Source organism: Pseudomonas sp. 10S4 (genome assembly GCF_034344865.1).
Taxonomy (GTDB): Bacteria; Pseudomonadota; Gammaproteobacteria; order Pseudomonadales; family Pseudomonadaceae; genus Aquipseudomonas.
The window spans coordinates 3,520,299-3,538,143 of the sequence record NZ_CP133774.1 but is presented as its reverse complement, the minus strand read 5'-3'; the positions used below and the strand labels follow the sequence as shown (position 1 = coordinate 3,538,143).

Sequence of the window (17,845 nt, the reverse complement as noted above, 5' to 3'; positions counted from 1 at the left end):
TAAATCGCGATTTGAAGAAGTTTGGTTGTGGGTTGGCTAAACATACTCGCAGGGTCGCCACCAATCCCTGTGGCGAGGGGGCTTGCCCCCGTTCGGCGGCGAAGCAGTCGTAAATGATACGGTGCTGCCTGATTGGAAAAATGCATCGACAGTTTTTGGGGTTGCTTCGCAACCCAACGGGGCAAGCCCCCTCGCCACAAGCAAGCCCCCTCGCCACAGGTTGCGCATAACGTGAAATCGCCATCGCGGGCAAGCCTTGCTCCTACAGGTGCACACCGGTTTATTTAATTTCTAGATATCGCCCCAGACTTTCTAGTTTGCCGCTGCCCTACCCCTCGCGCCTAATCGAGTCCTAGCTCTTTAAGGTCCGCTCATGGAAAACGTTCGCGCAACTACTCGTCCCGCATTCTGGTTAATAGCCAGCATCATTCTGGTCGCACTGAACCTGCGTCCGTCCATGGCCGCTGTCGGCCCCTTGCTGTCGGCGATTCGCGGGGATATCCCGCTGAGTTTCAGTACCGCGTCGCTGCTGACCATGCTGCCGGTCATGGCGATGGGCCTGGCAATGTTCCTCGGCATGCGTGTCGCCCAACGCTTCGGCGAACACCGCACCATCGTCGTGTCGTTGTTGATCATCGGCGTGGCCACGGTCTCGCGGTTGTACCTCGACAGCACCCTTGAATTGATCCTCAGCGCGGTGCTGGCCGGGGTCGGGATTGCCCTTATCCAAGCGGTGATGCCGGCACTGATCAAGTCGCGCTTCAGCGACAACGTCTCGCTGTTCATGGGTTTGTACGTCACCTCGATCATGGGCGGCGCGGCCATTGCGGCCTCGTTTTCGCCTTTCGTCCTGGCGCAGACCGGCAGTTGGCGCATGGGCCTGGCGATCTGGGCGTTGCTGGCACTGCTGGCCCTGGGCTTCTGGTTCGCCCAGCGTTCGGCCATCCCGAAATTGCCGGCGGCACCGCAGGGTCGCCAAGAGTCTTTCGTCGGTAACTCACGAGCCTGGTTGCTGGCGATTTTCTTCGGTTTGGGCACGGAGTCCTACACCTGCGTATTGGCCTGGCTCGCGCCGTATTACGTGGAAAAAGGCTGGAGCGAACAGAACGCAGGTCTGCTGCTGGGGTTTCTGACGGCCATGGAAGTGATCTCCGGGTTGATCACGCCCGCGATTGCCAACCGCAGCCAGGACAAACGTCTGGTGCTGGTGGTGCTGTTGGCGCTGATCATGGCCGGTTTCTGCGGCCTGATCCTCAGCCCGGAACGCTTCAGCCTGCTCTGGCCGTGCTTGCTGGGCCTGGGCATTGGCGGTCTGTTCCCGATGAGCCTGATCGTGTCCCTTGATCACCTCGACAACCCGCGCCGCGCCGGTGGCCTGACCGCTTTTGTCCAAGGCATCGGTTACTTGATCGCCGGGCTTTCACCGCTGATCGCCGGGATGATTCGCGACCAGTTGGGCAGCTTCGAATGGGCCTGGTGGTCACTCACGGCAGTGATGGCGGTGATGATCGTGATGGTGCTGCGTTTCAACCCGAAACGTTACGCGCAGCATATCCAATAGTCGTCGACGGTTCTTTCAAGGCCCACCTATGTGGCTGATCAGCCGACCTTGAAAGGACCGTTTCACGCAAAAGCGTCTCTCGCTTTCACCACATCGCCTGCAAGTATTTGCGGTCGTGTATTTAAAAACTGCCAGAGCCTTCAGGCCGGCTTACCGATCATGGCGTCGTGCATTCAGACGCAAGGGAAGAACTCATGAAGCAAGTCGGTTTTGCAGCAGCCCATTGGGGGATGCTGATTTGGGCGATGCTGATCGCCGCGTCTTTTTGCAGCGGCGCAGGTCGGCCAATCGATTGATCCGATCCTGCTGACCGGGCTGCGCCTGTTGTTTTCAGCCTTGATGTTCTTGCCGCTGCTGTTGTTGAAAAGCACCGCACCCATCTCGGCCAAAGGCTTGCTGGCTCATGCGGTACTCGGGTTGTTGCTGGCGACGTATTTTGGTTCGCTGTTTGAAGCGCTGCGCTACACCTCGGCGGTCAACACCGCGACGCTGTACACGCTGGTGCCATTGATGACGCTGTTTTTCGAGGTGTTCCTGCTGCCGAGCCCAACCCTGAAGACGCGCTTGCTGCCGATGTTGATGGCGGCGACCGGTGCGGTGTTGCTGATCCTCAAGGGCTCGGCCCCAGGCGAACTGCCCTCGCCCTACCCGGTGCTGGTATTCGGCGTCGGCTGCCTGGCGATGGCGCTCTATTCGCCATTGAGCCAGCGCTTCAAGGCCAAGACCTTGAAGGGCCGTGACCCGGTGGCGATGACCTTCTGGAACATGCTGTTCGGCGCCGTGTTTTTGCTGGTGTTCTGCCTGTTCAGCGGCGGCTGGCGCAGTGGTGCGCTGCTGTCGGTGCGCGATATGTTGTGGCTGGTGTACCTGGCGGTGTTCGGCACCCTCGCCACCTTCTGGCTGTTGCATCGGGCAATCGGGGTGATTTCACCGTCGACGGTGATTTCCTACGTTTACCTGAACACGCTGTTTGTCACGCTGTTCCACTGGTTCTGGCTGCGGCAGCAACCGACGCTGATGGAACTCGGCGGTGCGCTGCTGGTGGGGGTTGGGATGTTGGCGCTGGTGATGAGTAGTCGAAATGTGAAAGCAGTTACTGCTTGAAACTGTGGGAGCGGGCGTGCTCGCGAAGAGGCCGTGTCAGTCGACATCGTTGTTGAATAACACACCGCTTTCGCGAGCAAGCCCGTTCCCACATGGGGAATCAGTAAAGGGTCGTTGCCTTTGGGGTTACCGGGCTCCAGCGCGTCATTTCCCGTTCAAGGAAATTGGCCACGGCCAGCAAGCGTTCCTCCTGCCAATGCGGGCCGACGATCTGGATGCCGATCGGCATCCCGCTGACCGGGTCATGCCCGGCGCGAATGACCACTGCCGGGGAACCGGAGAGGCTGAACGGGAACACGAAGGCATAGCGATCACGTTCGCGCAGCGAATCACCGTGACCGAACGCCACGTCCGGGAACACCGGGCAGATGAACAGATCATGCTGATTGAAGAACTTCGCCAACTGATAGCGAAACGTATCGATCATGATCCAGTCGCGCTTCATCTCATCCACGCTCAACTCGACCTCTTCGCTCAAGCGGATCAATTCCGAGGTGGCGGGCGTGTAGGTCTGCTTGTTCATCGACGCAAACAGCTTCTTCCAGCCTCGCCCGGCATCCGCGCCGGTGATAAACACCCGCCACAGTACATCGCTGGCCTCGTCGAGCATTGGCGGAGCGGTCAGTGTCACCTGCTCAACCACGCTGCTCAGGCACGACTCGACCCGTTGCAGCACCTGCTTCACCGCCGAACTAACCTGGGTTCGGGATGATTCCCAGGACAATGCAACACGCAGTCCGGACAGGGGTTTGCTTTCGGTGAACGGCACATCGACGGTGTCCGGGTCGCGGCCATCAGCGCCGCTGATCAGTGGCCCAAGCAGCGCCAAGTCGTCGACATAACGCCCCATCACGCCAAACGCCGAAGTCAGATGAAACAACCCGGAGCGGTCGTTGGGAAACTGGCCGGTCAACGGCACCCGTCCCTGGGTCAGTTTCAAGCCACAAATGCCGTTGAAATGTGCCGGGATCCGCACACTGCCGCAGGCGTCCGAGGCCAGCCCGGCTGGCGAGCAACCGGCCGCGATGGCTGCCGCTTCACCGCCACTGCTACCGCCGGCGGAACGTTGCGGGTCGTAGGGGTTAAGCGTGCGACCGTACAACAAGTTGTCGGTTTCAAACGCCATGCACAGCTCCGGAACATTGGTGATCCCGAGGATGATCGCGCCCGCCTGCCGCAGCCGCGCGACTACCGTGGCATCTTCTTCGCTGGCTTCGCCGAGCAACTCCTCCAACCCTCGCGACATGCAGAAGCCGCGCACATGACAGACATCCTTGATGGTCATCGGAATGCCATGCAGCGGACCACGAATATTACCGATGCGCGCCATCTCGTCGGCCTCGCGAGCCTGCCGACGCAGTGCTTCGGCAGACTCCAGTTGAATCAGCGCATTGATCTGCGGGTTACGCTCGGCAATGCGTTGAAGGTAGAAATCCACCAGGCTGGCGCTGGTCAGCACACCGCGTCGCAGCAGACCGGCCATTTCGCGCAGGGTCAAGGTATCCGGATTGAACATGCTCAATGCTCCGCTTTGCTGCGAAGCAGCTTGTTGGGGATGTGGTACATGTTTCTGACCACCAGGGAAAACGCCTTGACCGCCAGTTTCGGACGCCGGGCGATGGCGTCCAGGGCTTCTTCAGTCATGGCCAGGACATGCCGCAGCGCTTCGGGCGTGATGCTCAGTGGCGGGTAAAAGCGCAGCACCGGGTGTGCGGCTTTTTCATTCATCGAATGCCCGGCATGCACGCCACGCTTGCCCAACTCCATGCTCATCAGCGCTTCGTAGACCGAGCCGCGCAAGCGCAAACCCGTCATCAGGCCGACACCGGGCACATCCTCGATAATCTGCGGGTAACGCTGGGCCAGCCGTTGCAGGCCGTGACGCAGCAAGCCGCCATTGATCCGCGATTGCTCGACCAGGTTGTGCTGCTCGATGTAATCGATAGCGGCCAGCGCCGAGGCGCATGCCACCGGATGCCCGCCATTGGTTCGCTGGTCCGGCTCGATCACGTGCAGCGGGTATTTCTCGGCCAGGCGCTGGCTGTACATCGCGCAGGCAAACGAGGTGTAGCCGCCCGTCAGGCCTTTGGAGAGGATCATGATGTCCGGCACGACGTCGTCGTACTGCACGGCGAACCATTTGCCACAGCGACCGAAACCAGTCTGGATTTCGTCGGCCACCAGCAAGGTCTGGGTGGCATCGCATAGGGCACGGATGTTCGCCATGTAGCCCACGGGTGGAACCTGCAAGTGCGCGCCGCCGAGAATCGGCTCGACATACACCGCACACACGCCCTCGCCCACTGCTTTTTGCAACGCGGCGAAATCGCCATACGGCACATAAGTCACCTCCGGCGCCCCGGTGCCGTAACTGCGATGGTGTTGCTGCTGGCCGAGGATGCTCATCGCCGCCAGCGTCTTGCCGTGGTAGGAATCGCTCATGACCACGATCCCGCGCCGGTGCTTCTGCACCTTGAGCACATAACGCATGCTCTGTTCGATGGCTTCGGCGCCCGACACCATGTACTGCACATCGCCCCAGTCGCCCGGCACCAACTGCCGCAGGCGCTCGGTTAACAGATCTTGCTGCGGGTGCACCCGCCCTTCCGGAACCCAGGCCATCTGGTGCAGTTGTGTATGCACAGCCTCACGTACCACCGGATTACGATGACCGACGATAAACACCCCATAACTGCAGGCGCAGTCGATGAAGCGCTTGCCGGTATGATCGGTGACAAAGATGCCATCGGTTTCCTTCTCGACGCTGGTTTTACCCAGGCGATAGAGCTTGGCCGCCGAGGCACTCCAATGCCGCTGGCAATCGTCCAGCAGTTGTTCATGCGGCATGGCTAAGGACATAGCTGAAAGTCTCCTGAATGATCATCGAGGCACGCTGGATCTGTTCGGCTCGCGCGGTGATCGGGCAACGCAGAATCAATTCACGACCACGGGGTAGGCTGACGTAGACGCCACGCTGATAAAGCTCTTCGCACAAGTCGACCGCGTTGACGTCGACGGCCAGCGGCAGACTGACCCAGGCACCGCACGCGACGGCACCGAACGCATTGAGCGCTTGCGCCAGGATCTGGCCGTTGTCGAGACACTGGCGGGCCGAGTTGTTGTCGTGCACGTAATCCAGCGCCGCCATCGCAGCGACGCAGGCCATCGGATTGCCGGCCGTGGTGCTGCCATGTTTCGCCGGGCTGCTGCGACCATAAACCTGATAGGCCATCTGCTCGCTGCAGGTGTAGGTGCCGATAGGAATCGCGCTGCCACCCAAGGCTCCACCCAACACCACGATGTCCGGAGAGTTGTGATAGCGCTGGAAACCAAACAAGGTACCCAGGCTGCCCAGGCAACTTTGCACATCGACCGCGATGACCGGCGCCGAAACCTTGGCCGCCGCGGCATACAACTGATCGAGCAGCGCCGGGTCGATCAGTCGCAGGCGCCCCTCTTCATCCAGCAACGTGCTGGTGTGGCAAACCGCAAAGCAGTCGTGCCAGTCCACCGCGTCCAGGTCGCGGACATTCCTGACCGCCACGAGCTTGAAGCCGAGGAAACGCCGGATCTCCTGATAGCTTTGCAGCGCGTTCAGGCAACGCCCGTAAGTCAGCGAGCCGTAATCGCCGCCCTCGATGAAGACGAGGGTGTTGCCCTTGGGCTTGAGGCCTTTGCACAGTTTCAAGGCCCCTTCAAAAGCTTCATCGCCGGAGCTGCACACATAAGAACTGACCAGCGGTGGCGGCAGCAACTCGGCCAAACGTCGGCACAAGGCGATCAGGGGTTCGGACATCAACACGCGATTGGACAATCCCATGCGGTCCGCCTGATGGCTGACCGCTTCGATCACCGCAGGTACCTGAAAGCCAAATCCGCCGGCCAGATCGATGATCTGGCGGCCATTACCGTCGGTATACGTCTCGTACTGACCAGAGATTATTTGTTTGTTATTGGTCTTCATCAATCGTTCTCAGCGGTAACTCAAGGCGTTGAAAATACGGCGACGCTCGTCAACGATGGCCTCGCGACCATGCATCACCCGACGGTTGTCGATCATCACCATGTCATGGTCACGCCAGCCGACCGGGTAAGTGTATTGCGCAGAAACCCTGTCGATCTCGGCCAGGAACTCCGGGGGAATCGGCTGCCCGGACACGGTGTCGATCACCGGCACTTCATAGTTGAAGGACGGCCCCAGAATGCTGTTGGCGAAGGCCGGGCGCTGACTGAAGTCAGAGACCAGAATCGCCGGGGTGCTGAAGGCGTAGTGAATTGAATCATCGGCAGGATTGAAGGTGATCAGCGTCTGCGGATCATCGCCAATGATCTGCAGCAGATCGTCGATGCTGACCGCAGCCGGGTCGGAGAGCGCCGGCGAATAGTGACAAACCAGCCGCCGCCATTTGTCGCCGGCCACGGTGCGGCTGTAGCGAATCGGGTTGCTTTCGAAAAACGTCCGGCAGGCCGGTGACAGTTTCGCCAGCACTTTCTCGCCGTCGCACAGCGTGGTTTGCGAGCCTTTGCGCGGCGCTTCCTGGCAATAGAACCAGGTGATGTCCGGCCAGAACGGTGAGTTGCCATTCTCGCAATGCAGGCCGATCGCCTGGCGACCGGCATCCACCAATTGCGCGGCGCCGCCGACCATAATCCGCGCCGGGTCGAGGCTCAGCCGCGAGCTGTTCTGCCGCACATAGGTGCCGAAATCTTCAGCGTTGTGGATGCAGTTGCGCAGCAGCACGACACCGTATTGCCCGAGCAATTGGTACAGCTCGGACTTGCCCAGGCTGGCGAAATGATGTGGCTCGATAATCGAGATGTCGGGGCATTCAGAGTGATAGGCAGGCGTGTTCATCAGATGCAGTCCTTTGCAGGTCGGAGAAAACAGTGGCGATATCGGCGCGTTTTGGGCGGCCGGTGACGGTATAGAGTTGCTCGAGCAGCGGGTCGTCCTTGGTCAGTAACCACAGGTGGCTCGGTCGCTCGATGTCGGAAAAGCGTTGGGTCGACCAGGCGGACAGGTCAGCGCGATCCGGTGCCGACTCGACACAGAGCAATGCCACCAGACCATGGGTTTCATCGAAAAAAACGGCAGCATCGCGCACGCCGGGGTATTCACGGTATTCCAGTTCGACTTGTTCCGGGCTGACGTTGCGGCCATTGGGCAGGCAGATCACATTCTTCTTGCGGCCGCGAACGTACAGATAGCCGTCGGCATCCAGTTCGCCCAGGTCGCCGGTGTCCATCCAGCCATCGTCAGACATGGAACAGGCGCTCGGGTCCTTGCCCGAGTAGCCGCTGAACAACGAGCTGCTCTTGACCTCGATGGTCTGGTCGGCGCCGATACGCACTTGAACATGCGGCAACGGCTTGCCGACACTGCCCAGGCGTTGGTGCTCCAAGGTGTTCATGCTGACCACAGAAGCGTTCTCGGAGAGCCCGTAACCCTGGAACACCGGGATTCCATCCTCGGCGAGGGCATTCAGGATATCGAGGCTGACGGCCGCGCCGCCACAGGTGATGTGCACGCCCGAATGCAGGTAACGCGACAGGCGTTTGCCCGGCGCGTCACCTTGGGCCAGTTGCTCGTAAAAGCGATTGAGCATCACCGGCGGCACGGTCAGGGCCGTCGGCTCAACCCGCAGAATCCACTCGATCAAACGCTGTGGCGAAGTCCCCGGCTCACCGAGCAGCGGCTCACCTTCGGGCAGGAAGTACACGATCCCACCGGCCAGCAGCGGCAAGTAAGCAGCGGTCACTTGTTCCAGCAGCAGGCTCAAAGGTACCAACGACAGGTAACTGCGATGGGCGTCGACCGGCATCCATTGCCGCAGCGACGTCAATACCGCCCCCACCGCCGCCGTGCTCAGGCGCACGCCTTTTGGCCGACTGGTCGTGCCCGAGGTGTGAATGATTTTGCAGATCCAGTCACTGCCGTCCGACTCACGCAGCAACGATTGCTCCAGGGCCGGCTCGCTGATGCGGCGCAGGCGACTGTCAGGAAAGTCGAGCATCCAGCGATCGGCCAGCGTCCGTTCCCCGGCGGCATCCACCAGAAACCCGTCACAGCGCTCGGCCAAGTGCTCAGCCTGAGACTGACTGAACGCCAGCGGCAAAGGCAACGCGGTGATCCCGGCGAACAGGCACGCCAGATCGGCAATCAGCCAGTCGCTGCTGTTGCGCGTCGCGATGCCCAGCACGACGTGGTCGCCATGGGCGGGCGTGTCGAAACGCCGTTGCAGTTCCGCCGCCAGGTTCAACGCCCGGGATTCCAGTTCGCCGTAGGTCATGGCTGAGGCGTGCTCCAGACCCGTCGGGGCGCAATCGATCGCACAGACTTTCTGGCGATTGACCTGCAACGCCTGCCGCAGGTCGGCAATGAAGCGAGCACTCATGGCTGCGCCCTCGCTGGCAGATCGGTCGGCAACTGGGTGAACAAGGTGCCGAGGGTCATGGCGGCGAATCGCGAGCGTTTCGGGTCGACGCGGATAAAACCGGTGACCGGCATTTTCGAGTAGTAACTTCCCCAGTTTTTGCCGCCATCATTGGCCAGGCGCTGGGGGTCTGCGGTGAGCAGCGGCTCGAAATCGATCTGGCAGCTTTCCATCATTTCCCGGACCCGGGGCGTGACGGTGCACAACAGATAGTGGCCGCCCATGCACCAGGCCAGCAGCGGAATCATGTTGACCATGATCATTCCGGCCGTCAGGTGATGAGAAATCAAACTGCCGATCTCAGCGATAGTTGACCGATCGATCGTCTTTTCAAAACGTTCGGACAGTATCGTTTCTATCGGTTGCGACAGGTATTGTTCAGAGAACAATGTGCGGTGATCCGCAAACGTTATACCGGCGCAAGAAAGAATACGTTCCTCACTGTCTAGAGTGAGCGCAAAATACTGCGGGCTCGGCTCTACGGAGGCGTTATAAGAGCTGCGAAACTTCTCCTTCACAACTTCAGTCGCCTGAACCCACAACGGTGTCTGACTCTCCGTGACACGTACCAACACTTTGACCTCCCTGTCCCTATTCAGGACTCCTTTTAAAGTGAGCGAGAATATATGGAGGAAACGTCCGACAGACTATTTAAAAAACCAATTGCTTCCGCTAATATATAAATAAATAACCCTGTCACAAATACAACGAACAGTGACGTACATGGATTTTCACCGAGACGGATTTTATGCTTAATAGCAATTTGCTCAGAAAGCTGGATATGCAGGATCTGATGGTGTTCGTGGCGGTGTACGAGCAAAGCAGCGTCACCGAGGTCTCCGAAACCCTATGTGTCAGCCAGTCCACCGTGAGTTACTGCTTGAAAAAGCTGCGCACGAGCTTCGATGACGAGCTATTCATCAATACCCGCAATGGCATGTGGCCAACCAACAAAGCCACCACCATGTACGGTCACGTCCTTAAAATCCTTAAAAGCATAAACATATGCCATTCCGGACTGCATGCATTCGACCCGACGCAAAAAGAGATAACTTTTAATATTTGCGCGCCCGAATATTTTGAACTACTGATTCTTCCAAACTTATTAAAGCGCTTTATCGGCAGCAGTTTCCCGGTCATTGTAAATATCCAGAAGTTTCATAGAGACATTCCAACCGAAGAGCTTATGGATGGCCGCTTCGATCTGGTTATTTGTTTTGGTCCAAACTTTCATCGCAGTTCTAAAAATCTTAAATCACAAATACTGCTGGAAGATGATCTGGTGTGCGTCGTCGACAAAAACTTCGCGCCGCCAGAGGACGAGTTCAGCCTGGATACCTTTGTCGCACGCCAGCACATCTTCCCGACCCCTTGGACTTCAGACACCAACATGGTGGATGGCTGGCTGAGCAAATGGGCCTACAGCCGGCAAATTGTCGCGCGGGCCAATAGTTACGTGGCGGCACTCAATATGATTACCGGGACCGATTTCGTGCTCACCCTGCCTCGGCGCATCCAGATGCTGCTCGGTAACGAAGAAAAATACAGCCATTGCAAACCACCGACCGGTTTACCCAACTTTACCCTGGACATGTTGTGGAACGAGAAACCGGGCCATGACAGCGCCAATAACTGGTTTCGCGAACAGATTGTCAGCGTTTGCGCGCAGGACGGTTTGCTGTAATAGGAATTATTAAGATACAAGTTAAAGTGAACTTGCGATCTGGTCCAAGTGCCCGGCCATCACTCCGGCACTTGGTGACTGGATAACCAGCGCTCCCTGGGCTCGACGCTGATCACTTTCAAGCAGCAGGTCGTGTTACCTACACGATGTGTCCCACATCTGACACTGAAGTTTCCTACGAGGCATTCTCTTGGCACCATCGTTCCGTTAGGATCGTTCGCACACGTTTGCGCACAGTCAGCGCAAGGAGCACAGCGAGACAGTACGGATGCTGAACAGTAACTTGCTTAGAAAGCTCGATATGCAGGACCTCATGGTGTTTATCGCCGTGTATGAGCAAAGCAGCGTCACCGGTGTGTCGGAGGCACTCTTCGTCAGTCAGTCCACCGTGAGTTACTGCCTGAAAAAACTGCGCACCAGTTTCGAGGACGAGTTGTTCATCAATACTCGCACCGGAATGCGCCCCACCCACAAGGCCAGCATCATGTATACCCATGTGCTGAAGATCCTTGAATGCATCAACCTGTGTCATGCCAGCGCCCAGGCGTTCGACCCGACCGCACAGCCAGTCACCTTCAACATCTGCGCACCGGAATACTTCGAGCAGTTGATCCTGCCGCGCTTGTTGAAGCGCTTCGATTTCGCTGACCTGCCAGTGAACGTCAACCTGCATAAATTCGAAACCGATATACCGGCCGACGATTTGCGTGACGGCAGCCTCGACCTAGTGATCTGTTTCGGCCCGAACTTCCATCGCAACCACAACGACTTCAAATCCCTAAGGCTGCTCGAAGACGATCTGGTCTGCGTCTTCGACAAACGCGCCACACCACTGGAACCGCGTTTAAGCTTGCAAGCCTTCACCGCACGCCGGCATGTGTTCCCGACACCGTGGTCCTCCACCACCGACATCGTCGATGGCTGGCTGGAGCGTCAGGCGCAAAAGCGCCAGATCGTCACGCGATCCAATAGCTACAGCGCAGCACTGAAAATGATCACCGGCACTGATTTCATCCTGACCGTGCCCCGGCGCATCCAGCGTTTGCTGGCCAGCGGGGCGGTGTTCAATCATTGCGAAGCCCCCAACGGTTTGCCGGGGTTCAGCCTCGATATGCAATGGAGCCAAAACGTCGATCAGGACAGCGCCAACACGTGGCTGCGTGAGCAAGTGGTCAAGGCCTGCGCCGAGCAGCAGGCCGCCTGATACTTAATGGCTGATGGCTGTCTTGGTGTAGGACTCGCGATCAATGTCGAGGATTTCCACGCACAACTGGACTTCGACATCCTTCGGCCATTCACACAACTCCTGCACCACGGCCAACAAGCTCTCGGACAGTTGCTTCTTGATCTGCGGCGAGCGGCCGCTCAGCAACGCCAGCTTCACATGCACGAACGCACGCTCGCCCAGGCTGGTGCCGACTTTAAAGGTCTCGACCTTAATGGCGCGGCTCTTGATATCGAACTCCGCCGCAAACTGACCGGAAGCCACCAACGTATTGTTGAGCCGTATGAGCGCCACGTCGGCGTTCAGCTCGGGCAGGTTGGCGGTGTATTCCATGTGCAGATGAGGCATGACGGTGCTCCTGGGAGTTGGCAGAAAGGGCCTACATATAACACAGAGCCGCCCTACTCCCAGGCAGCTTTTAATGCTCCGGTGCGCCCAGGGATTCGCGCAGCGCGATGGTTTCCCAAGCCGCCACCAACATCACCACTGCCGTGGTCAACGCGCCCAGCACCAACGCCGAAAACAGATGATTCAACGCCAGCGGCAGCAGCACGAGCAACAATCCCAGACCGACCAAATGGGACAACGGCGGCAATAGCCGATCAGCCATAACCCATTTGAACAGGGCGTTACCCAGTAAAAACAACCACGGCCCGGCGATGATCGCGAGGATGCCGGCGTCACTGGCGTGATCCGGATGCACCAGTACCAGCTCATCAGCCACCGCACTGACGATGACCCCGGCGACAATCAAGACATGCAGGTAGGTGTAGGCAATCCGCGCTTGCCGGCCGGGGTCGGAGGAATGAACGATGCGATGGTGGGCACGCTCGGCGCCGGTGTCGAAATACACCCACCACATGGCAATGCTGCCGAGCACCGCCACCACAAACGCCGTCACGCCTTGCACGCTCAACGCCTGTTCGGCAAAGGTCGCGCCTGTCACCAGCAGCGACTCGCCCAGGGCAATGATCACGAACAGCCCGCAGCGCTCGGCCATGTGATTGCCTTCCACATTCCAGTCCTGCAGCGTCGAACGCCCGAGCCCCGGCACCCAGAAATACAGGGAAGGCGAGACCAGTTCGATCAACAGCGCCAGTGCCCACAAGGCCAGGCGCTGATCACCTTGCACAAACGCGCCAGCGATCCAGAACACCCCGGACAGTACCAGCCATGCAAGGATGCGTTGGAAGTTGCGGGTCATGTTCAGCGGTTCGCCACGCACTGCCCAGATCGCAAACAGCGTGCGTCCGACCTGCATGAACACGAACGCCCCGGCAAACATCAGCCCGTGATCGGTGAAGGCTTTGGGAATCGATGACGAGAGCAGCAAACCGGCGATCATCAGGCCAAACAGCCCGAGACGGATTGGCAATTTTTCCGGATCGAGCCAATTGGTGATCCACGAGGTGAAGATCCACACCCACCACACCGCCACCATCAACAACGCGACCTGCACCGCGCCGCCAACCGACAAATGCGCCAGCAGGGAATGCGAGAGCTGGGTCACCGCAAACACGAACACCAGATCGAAAAATAACTCGACCATGCCCACCTTGCCACTGTCATGGCTGCCGCGCCCACGCAGCAAAGAACGGGATTGGCTCATCGCAATGTCTCCGTTATCAGTGTGAACCCGAACTTTGGGGATCGGCCAGACCGCGCTCGCTCATGAACGCTTCCAGGCGCGAGCGCAACCAGCGTTCGGCGGGGTCGGTATCGACGTGGCTGAGCCAGACCATCGACAAGTCCAGGGTCGGCGTCTTGAACGGAAACGGCTCATTGAACAAATGACCCGAGGCGGCCATGGCGATCGCGGTGTAGTCCGGCAGGCTGGCAATCAGATCGGTCCCGGCCAACAGGGCCGGCAAGGCACTGTATTGCGGCACGGACAGCACGACATGACGCTTGCGGCCAATCTCCGCCAGCCACTCATCGGCGAAACCGGCCACGTTGGCGGTGTGCGACACCAACACGTGCGGCCGTGAGCAATATTCATCGAGGGTCAATGGCGTGTCGGACGCATCGGCGCGCAAGACACTGGGCTGGATGTGCCGCAGCAATTTGCGCTTGGCGTTGGCCGGCAGCCCACGCGTCTGGCTGATGCCGACGGTGATATCGCCGGAGGCCAACAGGTCGGGAATCCGCCAGTAATCGACATGCTGAACCACGAACACCACTTTCGGCGCTTCCTGGCGCAAGGCGCGCAGCAGCGGCGGTAACAAGCCGAACTCGACATCGTCCGACAGCCCGATACGAAAGGTCATGGTGCTGCTGGCAGGGTCGAAATTGTGGGTCAGGCTCAAGGCCACCGACAGCGAATCCAACGCCGGCGACAAGTGCTGAATGATTTCCTCAGCCCGGGCCGTCGGCTCCATGCGGTGACCGACGCGAATGAACAGTGGATCGTTGAACATCGTGCGCAAGCGGTTGAGTGCGGCGCTGATGGTCGGCTGGCCGAGAAACAGCTTCTCCGCCACCCGCGTCACGTTGCGTTCGAGCATCAATGTCTCGAACACCACCATCAGGTTGATGTCGGCCTTGCGTAGTTCGTTGCGATTCATCCACTGCCCCCGGTCCCCAAGACTTGGGCCAGTTTAGAAAGGCCCGGGGGTGGCGTCTATCGGCATGATCGCCGTTGTACGCAGGATCACTGCACCGTCAGCGACTTCATGCCCAGCCCCAGGACACGCGGATCCACCCCGAGCCCCAATTGCTTCGGGCTGATCGCGTCAGGTAGCTGCACATGAATCCGCATCAGTTTGTCATTGACAACAGCTTCATGGATGGCCGCCGTCAACGGGATTTCAATGCGATTGCCTTGCAGCGCTGTAAGACGTGTCGACAGGGCTAGTACGCCGTTGATGCTGAAGATCACCGTTTGCCCAAGGTGCGTCGGCTGCACGAAAGCCAGGGCCTCGATCACAATGGAATGAGCCTGCGGCGGCACACGAAGCAGAATGTCCGCCTCCCCGCCTTCAGACCAGGTGCCCCAGGTTTCCGGAGTTCCCCAGCCCTGGCTCAAGTGGTGAGTCTTGTAGTTGAACAGTTGCTGTTGCCCGGTCTTGATCATCGGCACCAACTGCATCGAATGACTTTCGTCGGCGACCGCAAGGCATTGAGTGCATCGCTTCCAGCCCGGCGCCAGCACCACCCTCCCGTCGATGCGAGCGAGCAGATCAGTGTCGCCGTTGATGGTTTTCACGGCGGCAGGTATGGAGTTTTCATCAAGAAAGTACAGCGAGTCAGCGTCGTACTGCCCGGTTTCCAGCATCCGCTGGGTCTTTTTCTGGGCCTGGTCCAACGCCTTCGAACTCATCCGGCCCAGATAGGCGGAGTCAGTGTTCAAACCATACTTGGCCGCGTAATTGGCCAGTAGTTGCCAAGTGTCCGACTGGTTCTGCGACGGCAACGAACGGACGTTCGCGTAGTGGCGCGCGGCGCTGGCCCAGAATGGATCACGCAGCGGGGTCGACCACTCGCTGGCTGGCGCCATCATTCTGGCCTGTCGCAACCCCGTCCAACCATTTTGGGTATCTACAACTTGAATACACAGCGCCACCGCCAGCAGGCTCACCGCTATACGTGGCCGGGTGCCACGCACCACGAGGTAAATCGCCACAAACACAATGACGTAGAACACAGGCCAGAACATCCGCCCCGACGCCCGGAAGATATTCGCCAATTTGACGATTTTCCCCGGCAGCGGGTAGTGAACGTTAAGCAGACCGATGCCGATCTCGTTCGATAGCGCGAACAGCAGCAGGCCGATCAGCGCCAACAACAGAATCGGCAAACTGCGTGCAGCGCTGCCGAAACCGGTTTTACCTCGCAGCAGAACGACAGCAGCGCAGATCACCAACAACAGCGTCCCCGCTCCGAGGTAATTGAAACCTTCGTAGTCGCCACTGGCTTCCGGCAGGTCCGGCAATACCAATGACCAGCCGCTGGCATCAATCGGCGCCAACAGATTCATGCGGTACAAACCAAAGCCACCGGACGCCATGCCGTCGCCAATACTGAAATAGCCCGCTTGCCAGCAACACACACTCACCAGCAGAAATAGCAGTACCACCTCGATCACAGCAGTGCGGCGCGTCAACTGGCCTTTAAGGGTTCGGCCGGCAACGTCGGCGATCCAGATCAACGCCACCATCGCCAACAAGTAAGCGTGCACCAGCGCCGTCGCAGCCAACAACACGCCCCAGGCCAGACGGCGCTTGCGCAATCCGGGATGCAGCGCCAGATAGAGCGCAGCCAGGATCAAAAAATGCCCGGCCAGGGACAGGTGACCGCCCATACGCAGGAACATCGGTGGGGAAAACAGGAACAGGCCCGCTCCCAATAATTTCAGGGCAACGTTAGGCGTCACCAAGCCGATTAACTTCCAGCCAAACCAGGCTTGCAGGACAAAACACGCCAACAGCCAGATGCCGAAGTACTGGAATGTCTCGGGCAGCCATGCGCTGAAGGGTTTGAATATAAAGGCCAGCAGCGGGTTAGAGTCCGAGAAAATAATCGCGCTGCCCAACTCCAACCCGTAAGAGGGGTTGAGGCCAAGCGGAAAAGACCAAGGCGAGTGTCGGAAAAATACCCAGCCCAGGTAATGAGTCGCCGGGTCGCCACTTTCCAGCCAGGCGATATTTTGCGGGTCCAGGGCTCGTGGACCGATCACCATGAAAAACGCGAAAACGCCCATCAAAAGGGGCAGCAATGCGAGCGCCTTCTGCTTGCCTGAATCCTTCATCGATACGTCCAGAAGTTATGCAATACAAAGGTGAAGGCCGGAAGGGTCAACGCCACCGCGCCGATCCCCAGCAAATAATTGAGCCCGGCCATTTGCGCCGCCCAAGCCACGAACATCGCCAGTAGAAAGCCTGCGCCGGAGACCATCATGAAGCGCAGTAATGTGCGGCCATGCAGCCGTGCGGAAAAGCTCCAGGTGGTGTTGATCACGTAAGACACCATGGTGGCCACGGCAAATGCCACGCCATTGGCCAGGGGCGGCATCGGCATCACGAAGTTGATGAACAGCACCGCGACGACTGCGTGAAGCGCGGTGACAAATAATCCGGTCACGGCAAACCTCAGCGCCCTTTTGATCACCGCTGATTTTTCGGCTGACGTCACGGCTTCTGCGCCAGTACAAACACCGTCAGACCGGCCAGACGATTCAAGCCCATGAGCGGTAATTCGATGCTGCACAAGGTCTTCAGGATTGAGTTCACCACGCGATGATGCTGTTTGAGTTGCGAACGCGGCGGCGACGGTTGCGCGCCTTTGGGCAATAGCCGCAACGTCGCCGCAATCGGGAACACCGCACCAAAATAGTAGGCGCCCTGCTTCACCGTCAAACCAGCGTCCCGGGCTACTTTTTCAAATTGCGCCAGGGTGTAGCGACGTTTGTGTTCGAGGAAGTCATCGTGCCCGCTCCAGAGGAACTGGAACGCCGGCACCGTCATCAAGAAACGGCTGCCGGACGGCACTTTATCGACATAAGCCTTGAGCAGCCCGACGTCGTCGTCGACATGCTCCAGCACATCCATCAGCAGCACCAGATCGGCATCCACGGCCTCAATGCCGCGACGGTAATGCACCGGTTTCCCGCAGGTGCTGGCGTCGGAATCCGCGTCGTAACTGATGTCCACGCACCAGGCTTCGTTCGCGGCGGTGTGGGTCAGCAGGTGATGGGTAAAAACCCGGAGCCGGCGCCCACATCGAGAATCTTTTTGATCGGTGTATCGCCCAGTAGACGCTTGGTGGCCGCTGCTTTTGAGGCGTAATACCAATGCTGGTCAATGCTTGAACCGAGGATGTCGGTTTCCTTGAGATCCATG

The 17,845-nt window shown here is 58.9% G+C and carries 14 protein-coding genes and 2 pseudogenes; 4 read left to right on the top strand and 12 right to left on the bottom strand.

Annotated elements, in window-relative coordinates:
* Nucleotides 1–373: 373 nt before the first annotated feature.
* Complete coding sequence (locus tag RHM58_RS16415) at nt 374–1,561, top strand: cyanate transporter (RefSeq protein ID WP_322270761.1); 1,188 nt, start codon at nt 374–376, stop codon at nt 1,559–1,561.
* A gap of 194 nt (nt 1,562–1,755) precedes the next feature.
* Nucleotides 1,756–2,665, top strand: a pseudogene (locus RHM58_RS16410) (DMT family transporter).
* A gap of 100 nt (nt 2,666–2,765) precedes the next feature.
* On the opposite strand, the gene RHM58_RS16405 reads toward RHM58_RS16410, so the two are convergent.
* The 6 genes from RHM58_RS16405 to RHM58_RS16380 are packed head-to-tail and all read right to left on the bottom strand — an operon-like array spanning nt 2,766 to nt 9,674.
* Complete coding sequence (locus RHM58_RS16405; RefSeq protein ID WP_201255757.1) at nt 2,766–4,181, bottom strand: amidase; 1,416 nt, start codon at nt 4,179–4,181, stop codon at nt 2,766–2,768.
* Nucleotides 4,182–4,183: 2 nt separating this feature from the next.
* Entirely contained in the window at nt 4,184–5,524 is a 1,341-nt protein-coding gene (locus tag RHM58_RS16400) for an aspartate aminotransferase family protein (RefSeq protein WP_201255758.1), read from the bottom strand.
* Nucleotides 5,502–6,629, bottom strand: a complete 1,128-nt coding sequence (locus RHM58_RS16395) for an aminotransferase class III-fold pyridoxal phosphate-dependent enzyme (protein WP_322270760.1) — start codon at nt 6,627–6,629, stop codon at nt 5,502–5,504. Before RHM58_RS16395 ends, RHM58_RS16400 begins: the two co-directional genes overlap by 23 nt.
* A gap of 9 nt (nt 6,630–6,638) precedes the next feature.
* Nucleotides 6,639–7,520, bottom strand: coding sequence for a TauD/TfdA family dioxygenase (locus tag RHM58_RS16390; protein ID WP_201255760.1), 882 nt, complete (start codon nt 7,518–7,520; stop codon nt 6,639–6,641).
* The gene (locus RHM58_RS16385) at nt 7,495–9,060 is read right to left on the bottom strand and encodes an AMP-binding protein (protein WP_201255761.1); all 1,566 of its coding nucleotides are present in this window, start codon (nt 9,058–9,060) and stop codon (nt 7,495–7,497) included. The genes RHM58_RS16390 and RHM58_RS16385 overlap by 26 nt, the downstream gene beginning before the upstream one ends.
* Nucleotides 9,057–9,674, bottom strand: coding sequence for a thermostable hemolysin (locus RHM58_RS16380; RefSeq protein ID WP_201255762.1), 618 nt, complete (start codon nt 9,672–9,674; stop codon nt 9,057–9,059). The genes RHM58_RS16385 and RHM58_RS16380 overlap by 4 nt, the downstream gene beginning before the upstream one ends.
* Nucleotides 9,675–9,847: 173 nt before the next feature.
* Between RHM58_RS16380 and RHM58_RS16375 the strand changes: the two genes are divergently transcribed.
* Both RHM58_RS16375 and RHM58_RS16370 read left to right on the top strand, forming a co-directional pair.
* Complete coding sequence (locus RHM58_RS16375) at nt 9,848–10,783, top strand: LysR family transcriptional regulator (protein WP_322270759.1); 936 nt, start codon at nt 9,848–9,850, stop codon at nt 10,781–10,783.
* A gap of 268 nt (nt 10,784–11,051) precedes the next feature.
* On the top strand, nt 11,052–11,987 hold the full coding sequence (locus RHM58_RS16370; RefSeq protein WP_322270758.1) for a LysR family transcriptional regulator: 936 nt from the start codon (nt 11,052–11,054) through the stop codon (nt 11,985–11,987).
* A 3-nt stretch (nt 11,988–11,990) separates the two neighbouring features.
* On the opposite strand, the gene RHM58_RS16365 is transcribed toward RHM58_RS16370, so the two are convergent.
* The 6 genes and pseudogenes from RHM58_RS16365 to RHM58_RS16340 form a co-directional block, all read right to left on the bottom strand.
* Nucleotides 11,991–12,356, bottom strand: a complete 366-nt coding sequence (locus tag RHM58_RS16365; RefSeq protein ID WP_322270757.1) for a 5-carboxymethyl-2-hydroxymuconate Delta-isomerase — start codon at nt 12,354–12,356, stop codon at nt 11,991–11,993.
* 70 nt (nt 12,357–12,426) lie between these two features.
* A complete protein-coding gene (locus RHM58_RS16360) occupies nt 12,427–13,617 on the bottom strand; it encodes a low temperature requirement protein A (protein WP_322270756.1) in 1,191 nt (396 codons plus the stop codon).
* A 16-nt stretch (nt 13,618–13,633) separates the two neighbouring features.
* A complete protein-coding gene (locus RHM58_RS16355) occupies nt 13,634–14,572 on the bottom strand; it encodes a LysR substrate-binding domain-containing protein (RefSeq protein ID WP_201255766.1) in 939 nt (312 codons plus the stop codon).
* Nucleotides 14,573–14,658: 86 nt separating this feature from the next.
* A complete protein-coding gene (locus RHM58_RS16350) occupies nt 14,659–16,755 on the bottom strand; it encodes a DUF6311 domain-containing protein (RefSeq protein WP_322270755.1) in 2,097 nt (698 codons plus the stop codon).
* Nucleotides 16,752–17,138, bottom strand: coding sequence for a GtrA family protein (locus RHM58_RS16345; RefSeq protein WP_322270754.1), 387 nt, complete (start codon nt 17,136–17,138; stop codon nt 16,752–16,754). Before RHM58_RS16345 ends, RHM58_RS16350 begins: the two co-directional genes overlap by 4 nt.
* Nucleotides 17,135–17,844: pseudogene (locus RHM58_RS16340) on the bottom strand (class I SAM-dependent methyltransferase). Before RHM58_RS16340 ends, RHM58_RS16345 begins: the two are co-directional and overlap by 4 nt.
* Nucleotide 17,845: the final 1 nt, after the last annotated feature.